Origin of the sequence: Thermaerobacillus caldiproteolyticus (assembly GCF_013761245.1) — a bacterium.
GTDB lineage: Bacteria > Bacillota > Bacilli > Bacillales > Anoxybacillaceae > Thermaerobacillus > Thermaerobacillus caldiproteolyticus.
The window spans coordinates 113,003-135,392 of the sequence record NZ_JACDUT010000009.1 but is presented as its reverse complement, the minus strand read 5'-3'; the positions used below and the strand labels follow the sequence as shown (position 1 = coordinate 135,392).

Genomic DNA, 22,390 nt, shown 5'->3' with positions numbered 1-22,390 from the left:
TCACTAGCTTTGCAATTGTTGTCTTTTAAATTTATGAATACGAGTGACCACTAAAAGTACCGTAGAGATAAACGCACCGATGAACGCAGCTCCTAGCCAAATCATCCCCGCTTTCAGCAACGGAGCTCCTTGCAAAACAAATAAGGAGAAAATGCCCGCTCCCGGAACATTTAATCCAATTTTTGAAACGGTTACAATTGCACCTGTTACAGCTGACCCGATACAAAGGGATGGAATCACCCGGAGTGGATCCTCGATTATAAACGGTATAGCCCCTTCCGTAATCCCTGCTAATCCTAGAAACCAAGTCGATTTCCCTACTTCCCTCTCATACTCTTCAAAGTAATGTTTAAATAATAATGTTGCCGCGGTTACAGAAAACGCCGACACCATTTTTACCGAAGCAAATGCCGCATATGGAATAAAATTCCCGCTAGCCATCGCTCCGATACAAAACGTATAGGCAGCCTTATTAACAGGTCCCCCCAAATCGAATGAGACCATAATTCCTAAAATTGCTCCCAGTACAACCGCATTGTTTCCCGAAAGGTTGTCTAACCAATGTAGCAATATATTGTTGAATCCGGCAATCGGTTTGCCAAATACTAAAAGCATTAATGCTCCTACGACAAGAGAACCTACAACCGGATAAACCCAAAAGCTAATAAAGCCTGAGAACGTACCTTTAGGCGGCAACTTTTTCTTCAAAAACTTAATGATATAACCGGCTAAAAACCCCCCTAGCATTCCACCTAAAAATCCGCTGTTAATCATGGTCGCTGCGATTCCCGCCGCAAATCCCGGTCCTAGCGCCGGTTTGTCAGAAATGGAATAAGCCATATAAGCAGATAATACTGGAATCATCAATGTTCCCAACATATTTCCGCCCAATTTTCGGAGCATCCATAACCATGAGTTTTCCGTATCATACAATTCCTGCAAATGAAATGCTTGGGCAACTAAAACCGTAAAAGCTAAAATCATTCCCCCAGCAACAATAATTGGTATAATATGAGAAATGCCTGTTAAAATCGAATTCTTGATTTCCGTTTTCCATGATGTCGTATCTTCACGAGATTCCCTTTTTTGTGGTTGATACTCCGTTTTCTCCTTACTTTTCGCTGTTTCGAGCGCCTTTTGGATCACTCCTTTTGCGTCTTTTAGCGGAGCGGCTACCGTTATTCGATAGATTGGTAGATGAGCAAATCTTTCTTCGTTTTTCACCGCCACATCAGCAGCAAAAATCGCTACATCTGCTTTTCTTAATTGCTCGTCTGTGTGAGAGTCTTCAATTCCATTTGCCCCTTGCTTTTCCACATATACGGTAACCCCCACTTCATTTCCAGCCCTTTGAAGAGCTTCGGCTGCCATATACGTATGGGCAATCCCTGCCGGACAAGCCGTGACAGCAACAATCATAGTTGATTCACTTATACTGTGATTTTCCTCATCCGTTTGATGAAAGCCATCTAAGTTTTCATATAATTCCTTTGCACTTGTACAGTTTTGTAATCGCTTTCTATATTCCGGATTTGAAATTCTTTTTGCCAATTCAGCAAGCAATTGAATATGTGTTGATCCCGCTTCTTCCTTAGGAATCGCTAACAAAAAGACAAGATCAACTTTATTGTTTTCATCAATGCTTTCCCAATTTTCAATCGGCTTTTGTAACTTAGCCACAGCGAAAGAAGCCGTTTTGACAGCGCTTGACTTTCCGTGCGGAACCGCAAGCCCTGCTTCCAATCCAGTTGGAGATAGCTTTTCTCGAACCATGACATCACGATAAAACTCCTCTTCTGAATACAGTTTTCCTTCGTGCGCTAATTTCTTTACTAAATGTCGAATGACTTCGTCTTTATCGGTTAGCACCACATCTACATCAATTAAGTTCACGCTCGTTAACTTCTTTAATTCCATTTGTTTTCACTTCCCTTCATCCATCGTATTGTTTTTATTATAAATAAAAAAAATAAGAAGATTTGAATCTTCTTATTTTTTCACAAAATTCACAAATATAGTGACTATCCGTGTGTATTTATGCACATGCTAACGATACCCGTTCCAGTAATGCTCGCTTAATTTTCTTAATACAATCATCAACGACGTACGATCCGTGATTTCGTACTTGTTGATAAACTGTTTAGGAGCCCAACAATAGAGGCGAAGATTCGATAAGGCGGCGAGCGAATTTTCGTTTAAATGAGTGAGACTGACAATAAACACTTCCTTTTGCTTGGCAATCGTAACCGCATCTAATACTTGCTTTGTCTCTCCAGAAACACTGATCACAAATATAAGATCCTTAGGCTGAATATGTTCGGCACTGTAAATCATCTCATGCCGCTGTGTAAAAAATTCTGCTTGTTTCCCAACACATCGCAAGTTTTTTGCCATCATTTCACAAAAATAAGCAGAATCCCCCACACCGTAAAATAGGGTTCTTTTTGACTCGTAAATTTTTCTTGCAGCCATATCTATCGTATCCATATCGATCATGTCATACGTTTTGAATATATGATCGGAAATTTTCGTGATATCGAACGTTTTTAAACGATCTTCTAACACCAAAGCCGTTTTTAACTCAGAGAATCCTTTATACCCTAACTTTTTCGCAAGTCGCACGATTGTATTCGGGACAGTATATAGATTTTTAGATAATTTCTGTATCGACATATTTACTATTTCCTGTCGATGACTAAGGATATAGTCAACAATTTGATCATCGGTCTCATTCAACTTATGAGCATAAATTTGCACTCTCTCTTCAAACTTCATCGCCCTCATCCTTCACCACAATGTTCTACTGTTTCATCACAGGGGTTCCGTTCTTAATATTACCTAATAACGCTCATAAACAAAAAATTCCCTCTCCCTTAGTAGCTACCACCATCAGTAAACGCTTCCATAAAATCCGTTATAAAACTAGTTTTATTATAACGCCTCAATCCTTTCCCTCCAACCATGAATTCTTCTTAAACTTTAAACTTTAACACCTTTTCCGTAAAAATCACTTAAACTTTCTTGTTATGTCCAAGAAATATAAACCAAAATCGGTATTTAATGCATTATTATACTCTTCACCATCCCATGCATTTCATAACACATTATGGCAGTTATTTGGTAAAATAGGGAATATCATTAAAAATAGATAGGGGATCTTGCTATGAGGGAGAGAATATTTTTAATTTTGGCGAATTTATTTTGGGCAGGGAACTATGTATTTGGAAAATACGTCGTTTCCGAGATGAGTTCACTATGGATTACTTTTACTAGGTGGTTTTTATCCTTAGCTTTTCTCATTCCTATTTCTTATTTCGTTGAACGGCCTAATTACCGCAAAGTATTGAAAAATTCTTGGTTATCATTAAGTTGCATGGGGCTTCTTGGTGTTATCGGATACAACCTCTTGCTTTACGGCGCATTAGAATACACATCGCCAATGAATGCTTCCTTGGTAAATGCACTGAATCCAGCTATGATGGTGTTTTTTTCTTTTCTTATATTGAAAGAAAGAATGAGCTGGACTAATGTTGTAGGGTTTGCCCTTTCCCTTATCGGAGTGCTTTTCATATTAACGAAGGGACATTTAGAATGGATCTTTCAAACAACATATAACCGCGGGGATTTAATGATGATAGCGGCTAATTTATGCTGGGTCTTTTACTCGATTATCGGAAAAAGATTAGCTGTTCCTCCTATTACAGCAACAGCCAGTTCTGTTGCTCTTAGTGTCATTTTTTTATTTCCATTTCTTTTCTTGCAACCGATGGATATGACCCAATTAAGTGTGAAAGGGATTACCGGAATCATCTATATGTGGCTATTTCCATCGGTCTGTTCCTTTGCTTTTTGGAACATGGCTGTAAAAAAAGTTGGTCCTAGCCATGCGGGTGTGTATTTAAATTTGATTACGGTGTTTACTGCCATCATCACATTAATTTTAGGAGAAAAGATTCTCGTATCACAAATCATTGGCGGTACTCTAGTGCTCATCGGAGTTTATTTTGCTACAAAAATACCTAAACCAAAAGAGAAAGTCATAAAAAAAGTGCACGCACAGTTGTAAATTTTAATCTCGAGTGATAGATAAAAAAAGAAGAACCCTTACTGGTTGAAAAATAGAAGGAGCCGACGAAAAGATCCGTTGGAAAAGAAAAATCGTTTTTTTTTCTGTTTTTATCGGTTATTTTCTCCTTACTTCATTAGAAAAACAATTTACTTAAACATAAAGTTCATTTTCAATCGAGGTATTCTTTCAACATGAGAATCTTCCTTCCAAAGGAAATAGAGATTACGAATCTGCCCCAAAAGCAAAATATCAAATCTCACATGTAGGACATGGCATGGATGAATAAACGATATTGTGAGATGTACGTAAGATCAAACACTTATGGAGCAGCCCATACAAACAAGATCGAAAACAACATTTTTCAATCAATTCTGTTTGCACTAAAGATGGAGAGCTTGTGACCGTTACGGTGAAGCTCCCCATCGTGTACCTGATTTTACTCCATTACTAAGGACCGTTCTGGGAAACAACATATTAAATCAAACATGGAAGATTTCATATTTCTTCTGATAATGACTTAATGTTAGTAAAGGAAATATATACTGGTAACTGTGATAATGAATATAAAATCCCCCTGCCATTCCCTGCCCTGTTGGATAAGAAGTTGTCCAATCTTTCCTTTCAGCAGATTGGAGAATAAATTGGACTCCGGCTTGAATTTCCGGTATCGGTTCATCAAAAACAGCAATCAGTGCATCCAATGCCCAAGCTGTATGTATTAACGTACTTGCTCCTAACGGAACGTACGCTTTCGCTATATCGCTTTTACATGACTCTCCCCACCCGCCATCGTTGTTTTGAATGTTTAACAACCATTTCACCGCTTTTTGAATGGCTGGATGTTTCGGAGAAATCCCCACTGAAATCATCCCGGTGACAGCAGCCCATGTTCCATATATATAACAAATCCCCCATCTGCCGTACCAAGACCCGTTTTTTTCTTGATGATTTAGAAGCCACTCTACTCCACGTTGAATAGCTAGGTGTTGTTTAGATAAATTGGTGAAATTTCCGAAAAACTCTAACGTTCTTCCGGTTAAATCTGCGGTAGACGGATCGGTTAATAAGAACTCCGCTCCTTGAATCGGAATATGGTGTAAAATGCGCTTATTGACATTCTTTTCAAATGCTCCGTAACCTCCATCGTCATTTTGCATTGAGAACAGCCAATTGATCCCTCTATCCCATGCCTGACGAAATAAAGGTTCTTTCATCACCAATTTGTGAATTGCTCTTAAAGAAGCGGTTGTGTCATCAACATCGGGATTTATTGTATTAATGTTTGAAAACCCCCATCCTCCTGGCAAGCTGTATGGATTATGAATGGCCCAATCGCCATATTGATAATGTTGACGTGAAAAAAGATAGAGATTTGCTTTTTCAACCACGGGATCTGTAGAAGACATCCCTGCTTCTTGTAAAGCATAACTCACTAAGGAAGTGTTCCAAACATTTGCCGTTGTATATTGTATGTGAGGATAGCCATTAATTTGGCAGACAAAAGACTTTAATCCATTAATCGCTTTGATAATGATTGGATGACTTTTTGGATACCCAAGCGATAACAAAGCAAAAATCATAAGGAAAGTAGAACTAAAATAACTATAGAATGTTCCATCTGATTCTATACGGCTTAACATATATTGTTTGGCATGATGAATGGCTGTAGTGTGAATATATTCCGGTAAACCAATGAAACTTTTGATTCCCTGTTTCATATAAGAAAGAAAAGACCGATCCATTTGTAACCATCTCCAGTAATCGTCTTCTTCACATCTCGAAACAAATAAATCCGAAAGATCTGGACTTCTCCTCGTTTTTATACGATATTTGTTGTCAGCTAGAATGAAAATCGGTGTAAGATTGGCTCTTCCAGAGACGGAAAAATCCCAAAAGTTGATCGGAAACGAAGGCGGCAAAAGGACGATTTCCACAGGAATAGGAAAAAATTTCGGCCATGGATATTGCCCTGTTAAAGAAAGCATAAATTTGGCAAACATATGCACGTTTTCTATTCCACCCATTTCCAAAATCCGCCGTTTTGCAGCTTGCATGTTTTTATCGTTTTTCTTGCGATATCCGGAATAGAGAAGCGCATAATATGCTTCAACGGTTGCCGTTACATTTCCTTCGCCTTCGTCATCAAAAAGTTTCCACGCTCCATTCCCTTGCTGCTTACTTTCGATTCTTTCTACTAACGCTTTGATTAAGTCCTCATCATTTATTTCCAACGTACGTAATAAGATGATCATATAAGCATCTGTGGCAACGCCAGTTTCAAAAGGGTAACGCCATGATCCATCCGGGGATTGTTCTTTTTTCAATTGATTCACGATTCGGTTGATTTCGTTTTGAATGCTAAACTTCACGCTCGCCATCCCTTTCATTTAAAAAAATAAGCACTTACCTAATACTTATTCCCGCATATTGAAAACGATTCGTATAGGGAGGGGTAGATATTTTTTGGCTAATAAAGAAAAAGAAAAAACCGGTTATGCCTCCATTTCTTCTGGAAATAAATGAGGAGTTAAAGAAAAAGTGCAAAGGTTTCAAGATAACAACGATGAAAAAGTCCGATTTAACCAAAGAAGAAAAAAGGTTGGTCCAAAAAATACTCACTCACACAAAAATAAAGAATGAAAACAACATCACAAGAACACAAGCATACTTTGATTTTTATCAGCGTCATCCGGAAATTCATTGGGCACTTTTGGGACATATGGTATCAAGAAATGGTGGATGGAATATGACCGACTTAAAGGGAGAGCTGCTATCCAATTTGTTAAACGAACAGGAACAGCAGTCTTTCTTTTCCTTTTTAGAGCGCGGAAATTGGCTTATTTTTCAAGATGTATACCCGCAGTTTTTGCTGTATGAGGAAAGTATAAAAAGGAAAAGACCACTTTTTTATCTTCTTTCTATTTTTCATGTATCAACATTTATGGAAACGATTTGGAGCCACTTTTGGAAATATGGTGACCCCTATATACTGGCCATTGCTCTTGTAATTAATGAACAAAGCTATTTAGAAAAACGAGTCATCCAAAATCCCCTTTTTCAAGAGAACGTATTTCATACAATTGAGTTTAAGCTTCAAGATATCCTTAGCTTAAATCATATTCTTTTTCCTTACTATGACAAATATGAGAAGCGAAGTATAGGACTCATCGGGCAAACGTTGCATCATTTCAGTTCGCTTCATGAACGGATATTATTAGGAAAGCGGTTATATTCCTTACTTTTTCATAAAAAAAATATGTTAGACAAAGTGGTGCAATGGGCCGCTTCTTGCCCCCATACCGGAACTCGTAAAGATTACTGGCCTCACCTATTTAATGACGTTCATGAATCGGTGCCAGGACACCCCTATAGACGCCGCATCAAAAATTGCCAAATACAGCAAGGGGTACCTCGAATATATAGTCCAAGATTAGAGTATGCATGGAAAAACGTTACACATGAAGAAGCAGATATAGGAGATTGGTTCAATGACTGGACCATTACCGATTATTTCAACAAACAAGAGGAAGAGATAAATGGAGAGATTACCGATGAATATTGTGAAGCACTCGAAAAAATTGAGCTTGCGGTTATCGCGAAAAAAGCTATTTTCCACTCGAAGTAAACATATTTCTGCTTATATTTCTACAGCCTTATTTGCCTCATGGATTGGAACTTATTTAGATCTTTATTTCGTTGGAAAACAATGGTATAGTTTTCCTGCTAGGCCGTATCCAGCTATTTTCACCATTAACATTATGTTTACGCTGATCGGCCTACCAATCCTAACGACTTTTTTTCTTTACTTTATGGAGAAGATAAAAACGTGGAAAAAAGGTGTTTTTATCGGCACAGCAAGCCTTATAATGACACTTGGAGAAAAACGATCAGAAGCACTCGGATGGTTTGCCCACAATGATCAGTGGGAACATATTTATTCTTTTTTTGGATATCTGATTTTTATGATAATCGTTTGGAAATTCTATCGATGGATGAATTCAATCTAGGGCATTGAACATTATGAGACAGGGGGTTAATGCGAATCTTCTTCTGCATTCGATATTGTTGCTGTTGTTAATCTTCTTCCATACACCACCAGCAATCAAATGCGATTTTCAAAGTATGAGCCAATTCTTTTGATAGTCATGCATGGTAACCGAATCCGTATGTGTCAATCATGAACGAAGTAGTGTGATCCCCCACTTCACACTAAACTTTGTCATGTTTTTGAAGCGGGAGGCTTCTTTCGGAATGATGTAAAAATTGCAAAGGAAATCATTAATGTTGGTGCATCTGTAACAGTCATCATCCGTAGCCTCCTTGTTACAAGGGAGTATCCACTGCCCCTATCTTTAATTTATGCCATAAGCCACACTTGCCTCTAAATGAATTACTCCTCGAGCACAAATCCTCAAGCCTGAACGGCACGAACCGATGAACGAATTTGGCCAGTTGACTTTGACTTCACTTTTGTTTTGCTCTCAAAACAGCTTCGCAAAACTTGCCGCAATATCAGAGCACACAGCGATTTTTCGCCAGTAAATCGTTAGCGTTTAAAGATCAAACAATTCCCCATTTCGGAACTATCACATAGTTATGATTGTTCGGCGCTACACGTTCGCCCCATAATTATTGTCTCTTTTTTCAAAAAAGAGCCTGCCACATCCCGAATGTTTGCAGGATCATTCAGCCAGCTTCGAGTGATGACAGGCAATTTTTCTATCCAGTTGTTTATCATTCATCCCGATATCCCGTTGAGATATCTATAGTTTGGATGCATTTCTAGCAATTCTGATACGGTGACAAATTTGTATCCTCTTTTTTTAAGTTCAGGCAAAATTTTTTTTAGAGCTTCGATAGTTTGCCGACGATCCCCACCGTAATCGTGAAATAAGACAATATCGCCATTTCGGGCATTCAACAAAACCTTTTTTACAATATTGCTGACTCCCGGCTGTTTCCAGTCATATGTATCTTGATGCCATGACCACATCACTACTGTATAGCCTTCTTGGTTAGCAACATTGATGATGGTTTCATTATAATATCCTCCTGGCGGGCGAAATAATTTAGGAGAGAATCCAGTCAATTGAATAATGGTTTGTTTTGTTTTTCTTAACTCTGTTCTGATTTCTTCTTCGGTAAGCCCTCTGAAATTTAAATGATTGTATGTATGATTAGCTAATTCATGGCCGTCCAAAATTTCCCGTTTTGCTAAATCGGGATGATCTTTTACACGAGAACCAACTACAAAAAAGGTTGCCTTTGCTTGATATTGTTTTAAAACATCTAGAATTTGTGGAGTATATTTTGAGCTCGGTCCATCATCGAATGTCAATGCAATAACTTTTTCTTTCGTTGGTATTTCCCAAATTGCTTTTCCTTGTTCTTCATAAAACTTTCGTCCTTTATTATTGTCCGCTGTTATGGGCAATACACAAATAAACATCAGAACAACAGAGCAACCTATGATAGAGATTAACCATTTAAAAAATTTTTTATTTATCATCAAGCACCAACACCTTCTGTGTAATTTTATTGCTTGTGTTAGAATACTTATTTCTCAATTATGTTTCCGCCCAATATGGATCATTAGAGACCTCTCGGCAGCAGATCGGGATTCTCTCCACGCTTATTTTCGTCTGTTATTGTAGCCACAACTCTAGCGTAGCCCTATTCAACCAACTTCTGTCAACGTTTCCTGTTGAACGGGCTGGACCTCCATCTGCTCCAATTCTTTTCCCTTCTCCATGCCCTTTTTTATTTTCATGAAAAACCTTTACGGAGAGGCTAAATTTCATACAAAGCCGCTATGTTTCTTCCTGTGACAGACCCACAGGAATTTGATTGTAAAGAATCACAGTCTGTCCTTCCTTCCCATTTTGACGATTTTTCAGATAATCTGACAGATAATCCGGTGTGGAGGGAGAACAAATTGACCGAAAAACTGTTTTAACTTTTGGATGATAAAGACGTTCATTTCATTGTCGTATTCACCGGAAATAATGCGTCTTTCGATCCATGGCATGCCTACTTTTTCCCGTTTTTGTTTTCATTAGTGTTTCCCGAAAATCAATTTTTTATCAGAAATCATGTCACACCACTACGTCTTGTTTTAACAGAACATTGTAAGATAAGTCTGATTGACAAGTTCAGGGAATAGGAAAAGATCACGCACGAACCACAAAAAAGTTCTTCAACAGATAAAAGGCAAACAAGAACCCATAGAATCACCGGACTCTTGTTTGCTTGTATTAGCTTACAGCGCAAGAGAGCCATTCTGTTATGCGAATATTTCATATTACAAAATAACAGATCGGTGGCCAATGGCTGCTTAGATTTTGCTAGCGAGATTGAACAGGTATTTAACGAGTTAAAGAATAACAGGCTGGAACTGCCAAGATGATATGGATTTCATCGATATGTACTGCATGTGCTATGCTGTATCCTTATGTATAACTTCGAGTTTTTACTCTAGTTTATATTGAGCTAAAGGTGCCGTTTAGTTGCATAAGGGGGAACATCAGGAAAGCGCAGATTTACAACGTTAGTCATTATTTCCGAATATCTATCTGTTATTTGGATTAAAGCTGTTAAGGGAGTATTTGATATAATGAGCGATTAGTGTGATTTTTTGTCATAATGTGTTTAGTAGTCATCATATTTTATACAAACAAATACCCTTAAAAATATAAGGGCATTTGTCATTAAATAAATTTCCAGAAGTTTCTGTTTATTTTACTGGTATCCAGATTTCAGAATAACAATCGGGACTGGAGGGATCTTCGTCTGTATATACTTCTAATGCTGGTGTGCCTGCATGCTCATAACCACTGGATGGAAACCATTCTGAAAAAATTTGTTTCCATACTTTTTGCATAGCATCTGGCATCGGCCCGTGAACTTCAAATACAGCCCATTTGGATGCGGGTACTTCAAATTTTAATAATCCGTCGGGTGTGTCACCATCATATTCTGTGGCTACCCAATAATCCATTACTTGCTTCTGTGTATCGTTATTAGCGGCACATACACCTAATACACCTTTAATCTGACCATTGTTCAACTTCAATAATAAATCGACTGTTCCATCCTCATTCACTTCATCCCACAGTTTGGGAATACCCACAAGATTCTCCTCATTGATTAATGAAAATTCTCGCTTGATTCCTACTACTTGAAAACTATCTCTTTCAACAATTTTGTATTTCATTGGTTCTGCTCCTTTCGGACTCACCTGTATAATCAGGCGGTAATAAGATTTGAGCTTTCCAATAGACTCTCATGCTTCACCTGATGTTATGCCATGTTGCCTACAAAAAGCTTTTGAATGTATTCGATTAAATGAACTAACGGGAGCTATAATTCATTAAAATTGGAGCTTTTAAACAACATTATTACTATTATGAGTGAATTAAGTACAGTTTTACGAATATTACTTAATTATCAGTGATCACTATTCTACGTTTTAACCCTCTCTACAACAGCTCCTCTTTCTCTACAGGATCTAAGAGGTTTTTAGTAACTAATCCTATTTATAATTTACATCTTAAACATTTCAAACCAAATCATCAACCTATATTTTTATGCTAATAAAAAAGGATAGCTTGCTCTTATATTGAACTAACTATCCTATAAAGCAGTATCTATATTTAATTGCTGCACCCTCGATCTTATTTTTTGTTTACACTGAATATGGAATTTCTACTATTCTTCAAATCTATAAGCTGCGTGAGAATTAAAAAAGATTTCAAACTTCGTGGCAAGGACAGATTTGGGCACTGAGCCACATTTTACTCTCTTTTTTGTCGGTTATGTTACCGCTTTAATATCATTCTATGGAAATAGTTAATTTATTATTTTTTAGACTAGGGATGAATTGTATTTTGCTTGTCGGTAAATTTTCATCTTTGGCAGTCTCCCCTAGCGCTTTCTTCGCTTTTAAATACTCATCGATAGTATCGTATTTAGTCGGGGAGACTTGCAAAGTATATGTAATTCCAACATATAAATTCAATGTAAAAGATTTTTTGTTCACAATCATAATTTTATCTTTAGGAACATAGGCAATTTCCTTCGTTTGATATCCTTTCGAGGCAATATTCACTAAGAACTTAGAATATTTGCCACTCTTATCTACTATGTGTATGGTTACAGGTATTTTATTAGGAAGTTGATTGACCGTATCTTTTTTATTGGAGCAAGCGACTAGCAATACAGTAATAGTAATAATCAATAAAGATATTTTTTTTATTTTAAAAATTTTAAAAACCTCCTTTAAAAAAATTACAAAAAATACTTTATTTACATTCAATGTTATATTATACTAAATTTTAAGAAAATTCAATGTTAAGGAGGGGGACAAATTGAAAAAAGCAGGAATTGTTTTATTTTCATTCGTCTTGTTATTTTTAATTCCTAGTATAAGCTTAGCGAACAAAGCCCTTGCAGCAACGTTCAACGAAGAGACTTCCAAAAATGATATTTACGAAAAAATCACGTTCCCGAAAATAGGAAAGGAACGCACTGAAAGATTATTAAATTATATCAAGAGCACTAAAAAACCTGTAAAAAATTTAAGTAGTGAAGATATTAAAAAACTTCAACAAGACCCGTCATTCACCTCTTTTAGTTCTCAAGGAGAGATACTAAAACTTCCTTTTACTTTAGAATCAAAGAATTCTTCAGCAATAAGTCCATTACAAAGTGAAGCTGCAGCAACTGATAATAGAGTTCGGATAAACCCAACCACAACTTACCCTTATAACGCTATAGCTCAAATAGATTTTACAGATGGCACATATGGTTATAGTTGTACCGGTTGGTTTGTTGACAAAAATACTGTTGTTACTGCAGCACATTGCGTGTATGATACTTACAATAATAAATTTTATCAAGCATGGTATGTGTATCCTGCAGAAAACGGGACTCAACTACCTTATGGAGGGATGGCATCAACGACAGCATATGTTACTAGCTCATGGCAACAAGCCACTCCGCCAGATGAAGAAAGTATCTACTATAAAGATGTACAATACGATTTTGCCGTGATTAATTTGTCATCAAGTACAAATCATCCAAACTATTTAACTATTAATACTAATCCACAAGTTAATAATAGCATCTTTTCAGTGGGGTATCCTGGCGATAAAAGTTTTGAGTACAATGGCTCATATTACTATTACATGTACGGAAGCTCCGGTCAAATAAGCAAAATTGAAAGCAATACCATTACACATACCGCTTATGTTACATCAGGAATGAGTGGCGGGCCAATTATGTTAACCAGTAATTGGAATGCTGTATCTTTAAATAGCACTTCTAGTTGGGGAGTTGCCTTTTCAACAGTTTCTAAAAACTTTATTTTAACTTGGGGAGCTCAAAATAACTAGGAGTGTTAGCGAAATAAGAAAAACAAGCGGTAAGCACATATTAAAATTGACTAATATGTGCTTACCTTTATTTATGGCTTTTTTAAGTTCTTGATAAACTAGCTCTCTTCTTCCTTTTTCAGCACGTTTTATTTCTCGGGTGTCCTTATTATCTTCGCGAACAATGTTAGGCTGTTTTATAACTTGCTCCTTCGTTCACTTTCATTTTTCAGTAACATTTACTAACATTTCTTTTGATGCTTTGTCAACTTTTTCATTAGATTCTTCAACGATTTCCATACGTGCCTCAACTAAATTCGCTTGAATTTCAATTTCTTTAACTATCGCTGTATTCTTTTTCTCTAGCTCGGCGATTTTTCCTTCGCCTTTAAGCTCTTTTCTTCACGTTTAGTGTTTTCGATATTTTCTCAAGAACTTCTTTCGCCTTAAGATTTTCGAGTTGTTCTAATGACCACTTGTAATGATAAAATATTTTCCGTGAACTTTGCCTCTAATTTTTTCACGAGTTGAACCCATTTCAGTTTTTCTAACGCCGCTTGTAATGATAAAATGTTTTCCGCGAACATTGCTTCTAGTTTGTTCATGAGTTGAATCAGTTTCAGTTGATGGATCTTGTGTTTGTTCTTCTGTACCTTTTTCCAGTTGCCCCTCTATTATGTTATCATTTTCCGATTCAAATTCAGCTGCATGTTCAGCAACAGATTCAGTAACAGGTTCAATAACATGCTCAGCAACAGATTCAGCCACAGGCTCAGCAACTGGTTCAATAACATGTTCAGCAACAGATTCAGCCACAGGCTCAGCAACTGGTCCAAGAACATGTTCAGCAACAGATTCAGCCACAGGCTCAGCAACTGGTTCAATAACATGTTCAACAACAGATTCAGCCACAGGCTCAGCAACTGGTCCAAGAACATGTTCAGCAACAGATTCAGCCGCATGCCCAGTAACTGGTTCAATAACATGTTCAGCGACTGGTTCAGCAATATGTTCTTCATTCGTTTTTTCTTGTTTAACTTCTTTAGCTTGTGCCCAAACTTCGAGCAGCTCAGAGGCTACTCTGTCCCACTTATAACGGGAAACAGCAAGTCCTCTTCCTTTTTCCCCCATTCTTTTCATCAATGACTTGTCTGATAATATTTGTGAAATCTTTTCTACAAAACAGTTTGGGTCCTCCGGGTTCTCCACTATAAGACCGTTTTCGTTTGAAAGAATAACTTCTGGATTGCCTCCCCTTGCTGTTGTTACAATCGGAAGACCTGCTGCCATCGCTTCATAATGTACCCGGGCCAACGGTTCTTGCCATTGCGAAGTACATACAAATAAATCAGCGGCAGCAAACCAATTTTGTATTTCATCCGGTGCAACAAAGCCTGTTGTCACAACTGGAATTGGCAGCTTTTTTGCCAATGCTCGTACGTAGGCGACATAATCAGTTACGTCATTTTGGCTAAACCATTTACTTCCTACTATTACTAACGCTAAATCTTTAAATTTTTTTGAAAGCTCCGGTAACGCTCTAACTAGCTTATCGACCCCTTTATTATTCGAAATCCTTCCTGCATATAAAATAACTGTTTTATTCTCTAAACCATGTGCTTGACGAATTTCATTGCGTATTTTTTGCATCTTTGGATGGCTTCTAGGTAAAAATCTCTCGGTATCCACCCCGGAATAAATAGTGCGTATTTTTGGTGAGGCTTGTGGATATAGATCACGTATTACATTTCCAACATAATTACTGACTGTTACAATATTTGACACTTCTTCTAATGCCGCCTGTGCTTCTTCTGGATCAATTTTTTCTGGATTGAACATATCATTGTGCATACTTAAGGTAATTTTTGATTTTGGAGCTACATTTCGAACAGGTATAACGAGGCGCGGGCGATTAAAAATATGGATAAGATCAAAGTGATTTGCTTCAACATAACGAACAACATTTTCTCGATATATTTCGAATACTTTTCCGGGTACGCGTACATAATGAACTCCATTTATAGTTTCTTGGTCTGGAAGTGATGGATCACTAATCCCCAAAACTGTAATATCATGAAATTTACTTAAATATGGAAGAACACCAGAAATGTAAGTTTGGATCGCTCCTCCTAATACAGGAGGAACAGGAAGTTTTTCAGTACAAATCATTAAAATTTTCATGTTTATTCCACCTCCTTCCAATCATCTTGAATTTCTTCTAATACAGGCCACTTGGAATGTTCGGTTTCAACAATCGTTTGAATTAATTGTGTCGTTTGTTCATTGAGAAATATTTCAGGCTCATACACAACTTCTTTTATATTTTTATAAAATTCGTTTGGCATTGACAAATCAATCATTAAAATCTCATATAATTGAGCTGTTATCGGATTGGCTTCATGGTACGCCTTAATCATTTCCCGTACCCACGTCACATCCCATCTATATAAATCCGCCATTGTACCGGTAATGAGCTTTCTCAAATCACGAATCGGAAGATCAAACGCGACACCGTCAAGGTCAATAATCCACATCCCGTCGTCTCCCATTTGCCCATTGGACCAACCATAGTCCTGATGAACTAATCCCCAATACGCATTTCCTAGTTTTATCAATTCAAAATAGCTTGATTGATTGAGCCTTTCTAGTCCTCTTCTTGCTTGCTCTTCAAATTCATCTATCACAGCCAATAAATATGAACTTGCCGGCATTTCCTCATAAGCTTTGGCAATGTTTCGAAACCAATCCATTTTAATTATGACCTTTTCATATTTTTTGGGCCACTTGTACAATCTTGAGGCAATTTCAGCTTGTTCAGGAGGAATATATCCCTTGCTTAAACGATGGAATTCACCAAGAGCATAACAAAGCTGCTTTGCTCCCTCCAAATCTTTTGTAACCGGTGCCAATGGTTCGATCCATTCTGCAACAAACCATAACTTTCCTCCTGCCTCAACGTAATTTTTTCCGTCCTTTGTTTTTACAATTGGCGGCACCCTTGCCTCTTGGACATCAACTAAATATTCCTGAGCCCCTAGGCTGAATAAACTTCTGGTTGGTCTTCGATGTAGCAGCTTCAAACTTTTGGGGCCTAAATTTGTCTCAAGCTTCCAAATAGCTCCGCCTTTGTCCGGCTTGGTTGTAATTATTTGAATGCTCTTAACGGATAAATCGTAACTTTGAAGAACTTCTTCTGCTAATTGATTAATATAGTCAGGTACAAAAAATTCATCAGTAGACTCATCGACTATCCATGGTTCAATTACCGTCTTCTCCACACTATCCCTCCTATAAAATAGAAAAGTATCAGCCCTACGCAACCATGCTTAGACAAAACATTATTGTTGTAGTTCATTCATCTAATAAACGTCAGTGTTGGGGTGATGGGTACATAAACAGAATTTTATAGGTTTAGTCATCGACAGAAGCCTCAAACAACGTTAGGTCACTTTTTGACACATAGTTCGTAGAATGAGCGTCATTTTAAACATATCAATAAGGTAGGCTGTATTTTTAATAAGGTATGCCTGCATTTTTAATAAGGTATAGACAAATATAATGGTAATTTAGCAAAATTTGTTTTCTGATTATTCAGTTATTTATATGTGTATTTATAATATTTAGTTTTTTAAAAGGTGCTGTCAAACGGTACAGACATAATAAAAGCCAGAAACCATTTAACTTCTGGTTTTTATAGCTTTCAAACAATACTAAGGTTTTTGTATTTAGATAACATCTCGTTTAAATCTCAATACAGCATTACAACTGTTCCATCAATCATTCTTGTAAAATGTGCTCATAAAAATGGAAAATTTGGCTTCGGTACGAAATAAATTAAATTTTGATACTAACCCATACATCTATCCCCCGCCATCATATGATATATAGAAAACGAATGAAAGGAGAAAAACGATGGAAATACCTGTTAACGGATATTTGGTTCACTCCGATGATTCAGACTCGTCTCACTCACATAACTTGTATATTACTACTTGGGATGGTAGGCCTGTGCATGTTCACAAATTCTCTGGAGTTACTTCTTATGACGTAGGTCATAGACATCAATATGTTGGAGTGACAGAACCTGCGCCAAGTGGTGTTCCACATACACACCGTTATTTTACATTTACATCCTTCGATGATGGGCATAGGCATGAGATAAGGGGAGTTACCGGACCGGCTATTCCACTTCCAGGAGGGGGACATTATCACGAATTCTCCGGCGTCACAACAACCAGCGGACGAATTCCTCACTCACATCGATATAGCGGAAAAACAAGTGGCTGAATAAAGCTTGATGTTAACCATGTATCAATGTTTGCTTTAATATATGTATTAATGGTGTGGCCAGTGAGCATCTGTATGCTTTCATTCTCCCGGCTCTGATTCTGTGCTTCCTAACTAAATAGTTGGAAAAATCACTAAAAGAATAAGAAAAGAGAAACAAAAATAAAAAATAGTCCACCTACGCTAATGCTGATAGGCGGGTTTCTAGGGGAATCGCACCTAGCAGTACAAAATGGACCTTATGAACGATTCTTTCTGTTATCGTACAAAGATAGAGTTTATTCCCTTTGTACGTACCAGTCGAGTCAATTTTCCTGCTTGAGAATCATAGAGACGACTGCAAAGTGCGCGGTACTATCGATTAAGATCATCTATACGATTAGGGCTTCTTCGCTTTGTCCATGGATGCCCATTCCAAAAAGATCGTAGGCTCGTACGACGACAACAAGATTGGGCAGCAAGCGTATTAGAAAACGCTTGCGTACATAAAAACCAGTGAAAGGATTGCTTCTTCACACGTATTTATGTTCGTAATATACAGACCAAGAGTTCGCCCAGTATAGAATGTAAGAGACAATCGGCGTATCCATTTTAAACCGGCTTGGCAATTTGATATCTCCATCCCGCTCAAACCACTCCACCAAACTTATCTCTGAGTCGCAAGAGACATGATCAAACGACGAATTTTGAGCGTACAAAGCGCTGTTGCTTACAGGCTTATGAAACCATAAACTCTGTGTAAAATGAAAGTGCTCTTGTCCCTTAAAAATGTTGAGGCGGACCGCTTTCATTTTGATGAATGTCTAGGCAAGAGCTATTTTTCGGCACTATTTAATTAAGATTTATTTATACTTTCAAAACAACCTTTTCCTTATTAAGTAGCACTTCTTTTTTCCTTATTCACAATTTACATTCACAGTTCTTGTGGTGACTAAACTTACAACTGTCATTACAACAATGTTCGCAATCAACGCAACGATTCCTACATTCAAGTCTTGAATCGCTTGAGGCAAAGAGGGGAATAGTGTTCCAATCGTTGTGCCCGAGATGGTAATATACGCCACTGTTGCAACACCTGCGATAATACCAGCAAATGCCCCTTGCCTTGTCACAAAGTTATTTTTTGCTAAGCTGAATACGAAAGCCGGGAACAATTGTGTCACTAGGCTATATCCCATCAGAAGTAATGTCACAATCGTATTTCCGCCTTGAAACGTAAAATACAAAGAGACAAGAGCAATAACAGGAACAAGATATTTAGCCAATGCAGATATTTGAGCATCAGTTGCAGAAGGAGAAACCGCTTTATAGACGTTTTTCGCCAATAAAGTGGAAGCTGTCATTAAAATCATCGACCCAGGAACCATTGCGGTCAAAAGTCCAGCTGCCCCAATAATTCCAACAAACCAAGGATCAAAAGTTTGAATAGAAAGCCGCAACAAGGCAAGATCGGCCTGCGAACCTTCTAAGTTCGGAACTTGCAAAATAGCAGCAAAGCCAACAAAGAATACAAACAGTAACACTAGCTGATATAATGGCATAATCATTGCATTTTTACGGAACACTTTTTCATTTTTTGCGGAATAAATAGACCCAAATGTATGCGGCCACATGTAAAAACCTAGCGTGGTCAAAAGAACAGTCGACACAAACCACGAAACACTCATTCCTGTTTCAGGAAGAACTAAAAATCCAGGTTTAGCTTTGTCAATGGCTTCGAACATTGGTTGAATGCCGCCATAATAATGGAAAGGAAGATAAATCCCTAAAAACACAACCACCACCAGAATCATAATGTCTTTCACTACCGATGTCCAAGCCGAACCATGAATCCCGGAAACCATTACATAAAAAGTGACAGCTATAACTCCGATCCATATAGCCAACGTCGGCGAAATAGATCCATAAGATGCCTCAGAAACAATGATTCCTAATCCTTTTAATTGAAGGACAAGATAAGGAATAAGGGCTATCACACCAACAAGGGAAACAAGAATCCCTAGAACAGGGCTTTTGTATTTACTTACAAAAAAATCAGATTGTGACATGAGATGATTTTCTTTTGCATACTTCCACACTGTAGGAAGCAACCAGTAAGAGATAATGTAAGCTAAGCAACCGTAAGAAATAATGTAGAAAGTAGGAGCTCCTTTATCGTACGCCCAACCACTTCCTCCTAAGAAAGTAAATGTTGTATAAATTTCCCCAGCCATTAGAAGAAATACAAACAAAGTCCCAAAACCACGTCCACCGATTGTCCATTGTTCCAAATTCATATCCTTGCCTTTTCTTGCACGAATCCCTAAATACAAAGAAAGGAGCAAAAACGCGAAAATGATCAATAATGCCACATTCACTAGGAATCTCCCCCTTGGTTTGACGGATCTAGCTTAAATACAATGGCCATAATACCTGACGTTAAGACAACCCACATAACAATCCAAAATAGAATAAATGGCATTCCTAATACATAAGGAGTCACTTGATTAACGAAAGTGATTCCTCCCAATATACCGATAAAGGGAAGTAGGGCTAATAAACGGATCATCTTCATCACATCAACCTCCTTATTCATTTTTTCTTAATGTTTATGTCAGATGTAAATATCTAATGCCTACTTATCTATAGCACTGAAAGGAAACAAGTCATTTTTCTTTCATAACTTGACTCATAAAAGAAAGTTCCCCCTTAGGCATCTCGTTAATTATCATCTCTATGTATCTGGACAAAACAATCCAATTTATATTACTGAACATGAAGAATATTTCATGTAAGAAAAACATGTGTTATGTTATACAGACTAGGAAAATCTCATCACCATCTTATAGATGCGGTTTTTATTGTTTTGCAATACTAATTTGTTTGAGAGTATCCCCTTTCGTCGACTGGGCATAACGAATTCACACAAAAAGAGCTTTATGCATCTCTTTTCCGATCAACAACATGGATTTCATACACACTAACATTAACGGTTGAGCTTTTTCTCATTTAAAACATCAACAGTCAAGATTGTCCTTATAACATATATCGCCTTCCCTCTCTATCTTTAACATCACGGGCATTCTTCCTTATCAAATTGGTAGGATCAATAAAGGATATGAAAAATGGACTCACGTTTCTGCTTCCCTGCAGGCTTCTCCTGAAGAATATTTGCGCCGTTTTTGGTTTGACACCGTGCTTTGGAATCATGCAAGTTTAAACTTTTTAGTAGAAGTCGTAGGGGCTGATCGAGTCGTTCCCGGCTCAGATTTTCCATTCGATTTATGCGCTTGGCCTCCTGTCACTTGTAAGGAAGAGGCCGTAACATCTCTTCTATCGATATAGCTAGAAAATAAATAGGAGGTGTTTGTGAAAAAACACCTCCTATTTGATCTTTTGCTTTTATTAACGATAAACAAGCAGCTTTTTGTTATTCCCCAATCAGAAGTAAAAGGCGAAATATTTCTACAAAAAGAAAGCATCACTTTTTTGAATAATCCTGTCCTGTTTTCAGCATCAAGAGCATCCCGCACGACGCGAATCCAACAAGCAGAACAACTGCTCATCACAAAAAATGGTTAACATCCATCAATTCCACAAGTCATACCTTTCGTGAAAAAAGGAACTAGAGTACTATCGGCTCTAGTTCCTTCTTGGACAGCTACCTAGTATATTTACTTCTTCAACAACTTAATAAATTCTCGCATCAATGCAGGTAAGTCTGGCCATGCATGGGCGGATACGAGGTTGTTGTCAACGTGAGTGGCTTCGGATACATAGGTCGCGCCTAACGCTTCAACGCCTGGTTTGCAAGCAATATAGGCTGTCATGCTGCGCCCTTTCACGACATCTGGAATCGCTTCAAATACTTGCGATGCATGGCAAATCGCCGCGATTGGCTTGTTCGCTTCGAAGAAATGTCTAACGATTCGTTGGACATTTTCATCAAGGCGGATGTATTCAGGAGCACGTCCCCCTGGAATGAAAAGAGCGTCATACTGAGTTGGATCGATATCCGCAAATGCAGCATGCGCATCAATGAGGTAGCCTTGTTTTTCTACATATGTGTCCCAATCCGCAAAATCGTGCACCACAGTATGTAACTTCTTTTTCTTCGGTGCCGCAATCGTCACCTCAAAGCCTTCCTCTAAAAAGCGATAATATGGATAATACACTTCCAGTGCTTCCACTGCATCCCCTGTGACAATTAACACTTTTTTACTCATTTGAAAACCTCCTCGCTCCTTTTTTTACACTTTGATCATATCAGAATATCCAAGAAATAAGAAATAAAATGCTTATTTTTAGGTTCTTTACCATGAAATGTGCGTGGCAAACGGTCATTTTCGTGTCAGAAGAGTAACAGCCATTTCACCACGTCTTGAATTTTTTCTCCAGAAGATAAAACGGCTGACTGATAAACATGCTCCCATCAAAAAATCAACGACAAATTACAGCGATGAACGTATTTTTGAATAAATAACCGATTAACGTGAATGGATATCTAAGTTCATAGTGCGCTCAAACGATTTAAGGTAATATTCATAAGGACAGCCGATCGAAACTGTCTATCCATATATTTTTATGTCAGATTCATGCATAATATTATCATCAATATTTTTCTTGTAGATAAATTACGGCTCTTTGATAATGGCTTCGTTTGTTTTGACAAATATACAAAGGC

Annotated in this window: 19 protein-coding genes and 1 pseudogene; 7 read left to right on the top strand and 13 right to left on the bottom strand. The window is 37.6% G+C overall.

What is annotated here, in order from left to right:
• Positions 1 to 3: 3 nt before the first annotated feature.
• On the bottom strand, positions 4 to 1,917 hold the full coding sequence (gene mngA / locus HNR31_RS14040) for a PTS 2-O-a-mannosyl-D-glycerate transporter subunit IIABC (protein WP_181556849.1): 1,914 nt from the start codon (positions 1,915 to 1,917) through the stop codon (positions 4 to 6).
• 129 nt (positions 1,918 to 2,046) lie between these two features.
• Entirely contained in the window at positions 2,047 to 2,775 is a 729-nt protein-coding gene (locus HNR31_RS14035; protein WP_181556848.1) for a MurR/RpiR family transcriptional regulator, read from the bottom strand.
• A gap of 388 nt (positions 2,776 to 3,163) precedes the next feature.
• On the opposite strand from HNR31_RS14035, the gene HNR31_RS14030 reads away from it, so the two are divergent.
• Positions 3,164 to 4,066: a DMT family transporter gene (locus HNR31_RS14030; protein ID WP_181556847.1), complete on the top strand. Its 903-nt coding sequence runs from the start codon at positions 3,164 to 3,166 to the stop codon at positions 4,064 to 4,066.
• A 482-nt stretch (positions 4,067 to 4,548) separates the two neighbouring features.
• Here the strand turns inward: HNR31_RS14030 and shc are convergent, their stop codons facing one another.
• Positions 4,549 to 6,447 (bottom strand): squalene--hopene cyclase, encoded by a 1,899-nt coding sequence (gene shc / locus HNR31_RS14025; RefSeq protein ID WP_181556846.1) that lies wholly within the window; start codon positions 6,445 to 6,447, stop codon positions 4,549 to 4,551.
• A gap of 116 nt (positions 6,448 to 6,563) precedes the next feature.
• On the opposite strand from shc, the gene HNR31_RS14020 reads away from it, so the two are divergent.
• Both HNR31_RS14020 and HNR31_RS14015 read left to right on the top strand, forming a co-directional pair.
• A complete protein-coding gene (locus tag HNR31_RS14020) occupies positions 6,564 to 7,694 on the top strand; it encodes a DUF2515 domain-containing protein (protein WP_181556845.1) in 1,131 nt (376 codons plus the stop codon).
• A complete protein-coding gene (locus tag HNR31_RS14015) occupies positions 7,621 to 8,076 on the top strand; it encodes a CBO0543 family protein (RefSeq protein WP_181556844.1) in 456 nt (151 codons plus the stop codon). The genes HNR31_RS14020 and HNR31_RS14015 overlap by 74 nt, the downstream gene beginning before the upstream one ends.
• 731 nt (positions 8,077 to 8,807) lie before the next feature.
• Here the strand turns inward: HNR31_RS14015 and HNR31_RS14010 are convergent.
• Complete coding sequence (locus tag HNR31_RS14010; RefSeq protein WP_181556843.1) at positions 8,808 to 9,578, bottom strand: polysaccharide deacetylase family protein; 771 nt, start codon at positions 9,576 to 9,578, stop codon at positions 8,808 to 8,810.
• Between the two features lie 384 nt (positions 9,579 to 9,962).
• Positions 9,963 to 10,097 (bottom strand): hypothetical protein, encoded by a 135-nt coding sequence (locus HNR31_RS18915; RefSeq protein ID WP_258561089.1) that lies wholly within the window; start codon positions 10,095 to 10,097, stop codon positions 9,963 to 9,965.
• A 321-nt stretch (positions 10,098 to 10,418) separates the two neighbouring features.
• Between HNR31_RS18915 and HNR31_RS19165 the strand changes: the two are divergent.
• Positions 10,419 to 10,547, top strand: a pseudogene (locus HNR31_RS19165) (ISNCY family transposase); the annotation flags it as partial.
• 255 nt (positions 10,548 to 10,802) lie between these two features.
• Here the strand turns inward: HNR31_RS19165 and HNR31_RS14000 are convergent.
• A complete protein-coding gene (locus HNR31_RS14000) occupies positions 10,803 to 11,282 on the bottom strand; it encodes a GyrI-like domain-containing protein (protein WP_181556842.1) in 480 nt (159 codons plus the stop codon).
• A gap of 618 nt (positions 11,283 to 11,900) precedes the next feature.
• Positions 11,901 to 12,383, bottom strand: a complete 483-nt coding sequence (locus tag HNR31_RS13995) for a hypothetical protein (protein WP_258561088.1) — start codon at positions 12,381 to 12,383, stop codon at positions 11,901 to 11,903.
• 52 nt (positions 12,384 to 12,435) lie between these two features.
• Here HNR31_RS13995 and HNR31_RS13990 point away from each other — a divergent pair, with 52 nt between their 5' ends.
• Positions 12,436 to 13,461 (top strand): trypsin-like serine peptidase, encoded by a 1,026-nt coding sequence (locus HNR31_RS13990; protein WP_181556841.1) that lies wholly within the window; start codon positions 12,436 to 12,438, stop codon positions 13,459 to 13,461.
• A gap of 444 nt (positions 13,462 to 13,905) precedes the next feature.
• On the opposite strand, the gene HNR31_RS13985 is transcribed toward HNR31_RS13990, so the two are convergent.
• Positions 13,906 to 15,621, bottom strand: a complete 1,716-nt coding sequence (locus tag HNR31_RS13985; RefSeq protein WP_258561087.1) for a glycosyltransferase family 4 protein — start codon at positions 15,619 to 15,621, stop codon at positions 13,906 to 13,908.
• A 2-nt stretch (positions 15,622 to 15,623) separates the two neighbouring features.
• The gene (locus HNR31_RS13980; protein WP_181556840.1) at positions 15,624 to 16,718 is read right to left on the bottom strand and encodes a CotS family spore coat protein; all 1,095 of its coding nucleotides are present in this window, start codon (positions 16,716 to 16,718) and stop codon (positions 15,624 to 15,626) included.
• A 634-nt stretch (positions 16,719 to 17,352) separates the two neighbouring features.
• Here HNR31_RS13980 and HNR31_RS13975 point away from each other — a divergent pair.
• On the top strand, positions 17,353 to 17,727 hold the full coding sequence (locus HNR31_RS13975) for a YmaF family protein (RefSeq protein WP_181556839.1): 375 nt from the start codon (positions 17,353 to 17,355) through the stop codon (positions 17,725 to 17,727).
• Between the two features lie 512 nt (positions 17,728 to 18,239).
• Here HNR31_RS13975 and HNR31_RS18910 read toward each other — a convergent pair.
• The 3 genes from HNR31_RS18910 to HNR31_RS13965 form a co-directional block, all read right to left on the bottom strand.
• On the bottom strand, positions 18,240 to 18,368 hold the full coding sequence (locus HNR31_RS18910; protein ID WP_258561086.1) for a hypothetical protein: 129 nt from the start codon (positions 18,366 to 18,368) through the stop codon (positions 18,240 to 18,242).
• A 255-nt stretch (positions 18,369 to 18,623) separates the two neighbouring features.
• A complete protein-coding gene (locus HNR31_RS13970; RefSeq protein ID WP_181556838.1) occupies positions 18,624 to 20,084 on the bottom strand; it encodes a sodium:solute symporter family protein in 1,461 nt (486 codons plus the stop codon).
• The gene (locus HNR31_RS13965) at positions 20,084 to 20,281 is read right to left on the bottom strand and encodes a DUF3311 domain-containing protein (protein ID WP_181556837.1); all 198 of its coding nucleotides are present in this window, start codon (positions 20,279 to 20,281) and stop codon (positions 20,084 to 20,086) included. The genes HNR31_RS13970 and HNR31_RS13965 overlap by 1 nt, the downstream gene beginning before the upstream one ends.
• Positions 20,282 to 21,075: 794 nt before the next feature.
• Here HNR31_RS13965 and HNR31_RS13955 point away from each other — a divergent pair.
• On the top strand, positions 21,076 to 21,288 hold the full coding sequence (locus HNR31_RS13955; RefSeq protein ID WP_181556836.1) for a hypothetical protein: 213 nt from the start codon (positions 21,076 to 21,078) through the stop codon (positions 21,286 to 21,288).
• 92 nt (positions 21,289 to 21,380) lie between these two features.
• Here HNR31_RS13955 and HNR31_RS13950 read toward each other — a convergent pair whose 3' ends face one another.
• Positions 21,381 to 21,932 (bottom strand): DJ-1/PfpI family protein, encoded by a 552-nt coding sequence (locus HNR31_RS13950; protein ID WP_181556835.1) that lies wholly within the window; start codon positions 21,930 to 21,932, stop codon positions 21,381 to 21,383.
• Positions 21,933 to 22,390: the final 458 nt, after the last annotated feature.

Bases quoted from the DNA above. Each gene is read 5' to 3' on its own strand.
- mngA (WP_181556849.1), bottom strand. From the start codon at position 1,917: ATGGAATTAAAGAAGTTAACGAGCGTGAACTTAATTGATGTAGATGTG.
- HNR31_RS14035 (WP_181556848.1), bottom strand. From the start codon at position 2,775: ATGAAGTTTGAAGAGAGAGTGCAAATTTATGCTCATAAGTTGAATGAG.
- HNR31_RS14030 (WP_181556847.1), top strand. From the start codon at position 3,164: ATGAGGGAGAGAATATTTTTAATTTTGGCGAATTTATTTTGGGCAGGG.
- shc (WP_181556846.1), bottom strand. From the start codon at position 6,447: ATGGCGAGCGTGAAGTTTAGCATTCAAAACGAAATCAACCGAATCGTG.
- HNR31_RS14020 (WP_181556845.1), top strand. From the start codon at position 6,564: ATGCCTCCATTTCTTCTGGAAATAAATGAGGAGTTAAAGAAAAAGTGC.
- HNR31_RS14015 (WP_181556844.1), top strand. From the start codon at position 7,621: ATGAATATTGTGAAGCACTCGAAAAAATTGAGCTTGCGGTTATCGCGA.
- HNR31_RS14010 (WP_181556843.1), bottom strand. From the start codon at position 9,578: ATGATAAATAAAAAATTTTTTAAATGGTTAATCTCTATCATAGGTTGC.
- HNR31_RS18915 (WP_258561089.1), bottom strand. From the start codon at position 10,097: ATGCCATGGATCGAAAGACGCATTATTTCCGGTGAATACGACAATGAA.
- HNR31_RS14000 (WP_181556842.1), bottom strand. From the start codon at position 11,282: ATGAAATACAAAATTGTTGAAAGAGATAGTTTTCAAGTAGTAGGAATC.
- HNR31_RS13985 (WP_258561087.1), bottom strand. From the start codon at position 15,621: ATGAAAATTTTAATGATTTGTACTGAAAAACTTCCTGTTCCTCCTGTA.
- HNR31_RS13975 (WP_181556839.1), top strand. From the start codon at position 17,353: ATGGAAATACCTGTTAACGGATATTTGGTTCACTCCGATGATTCAGAC.
- HNR31_RS13965 (WP_181556837.1), bottom strand. From the start codon at position 20,281: ATGAAGATGATCCGTTTATTAGCCCTACTTCCCTTTATCGGTATATTG.
- HNR31_RS13950 (WP_181556835.1), bottom strand. From the start codon at position 21,932: ATGAGTAAAAAAGTGTTAATTGTCACAGGGGATGCAGTGGAAGCACTG.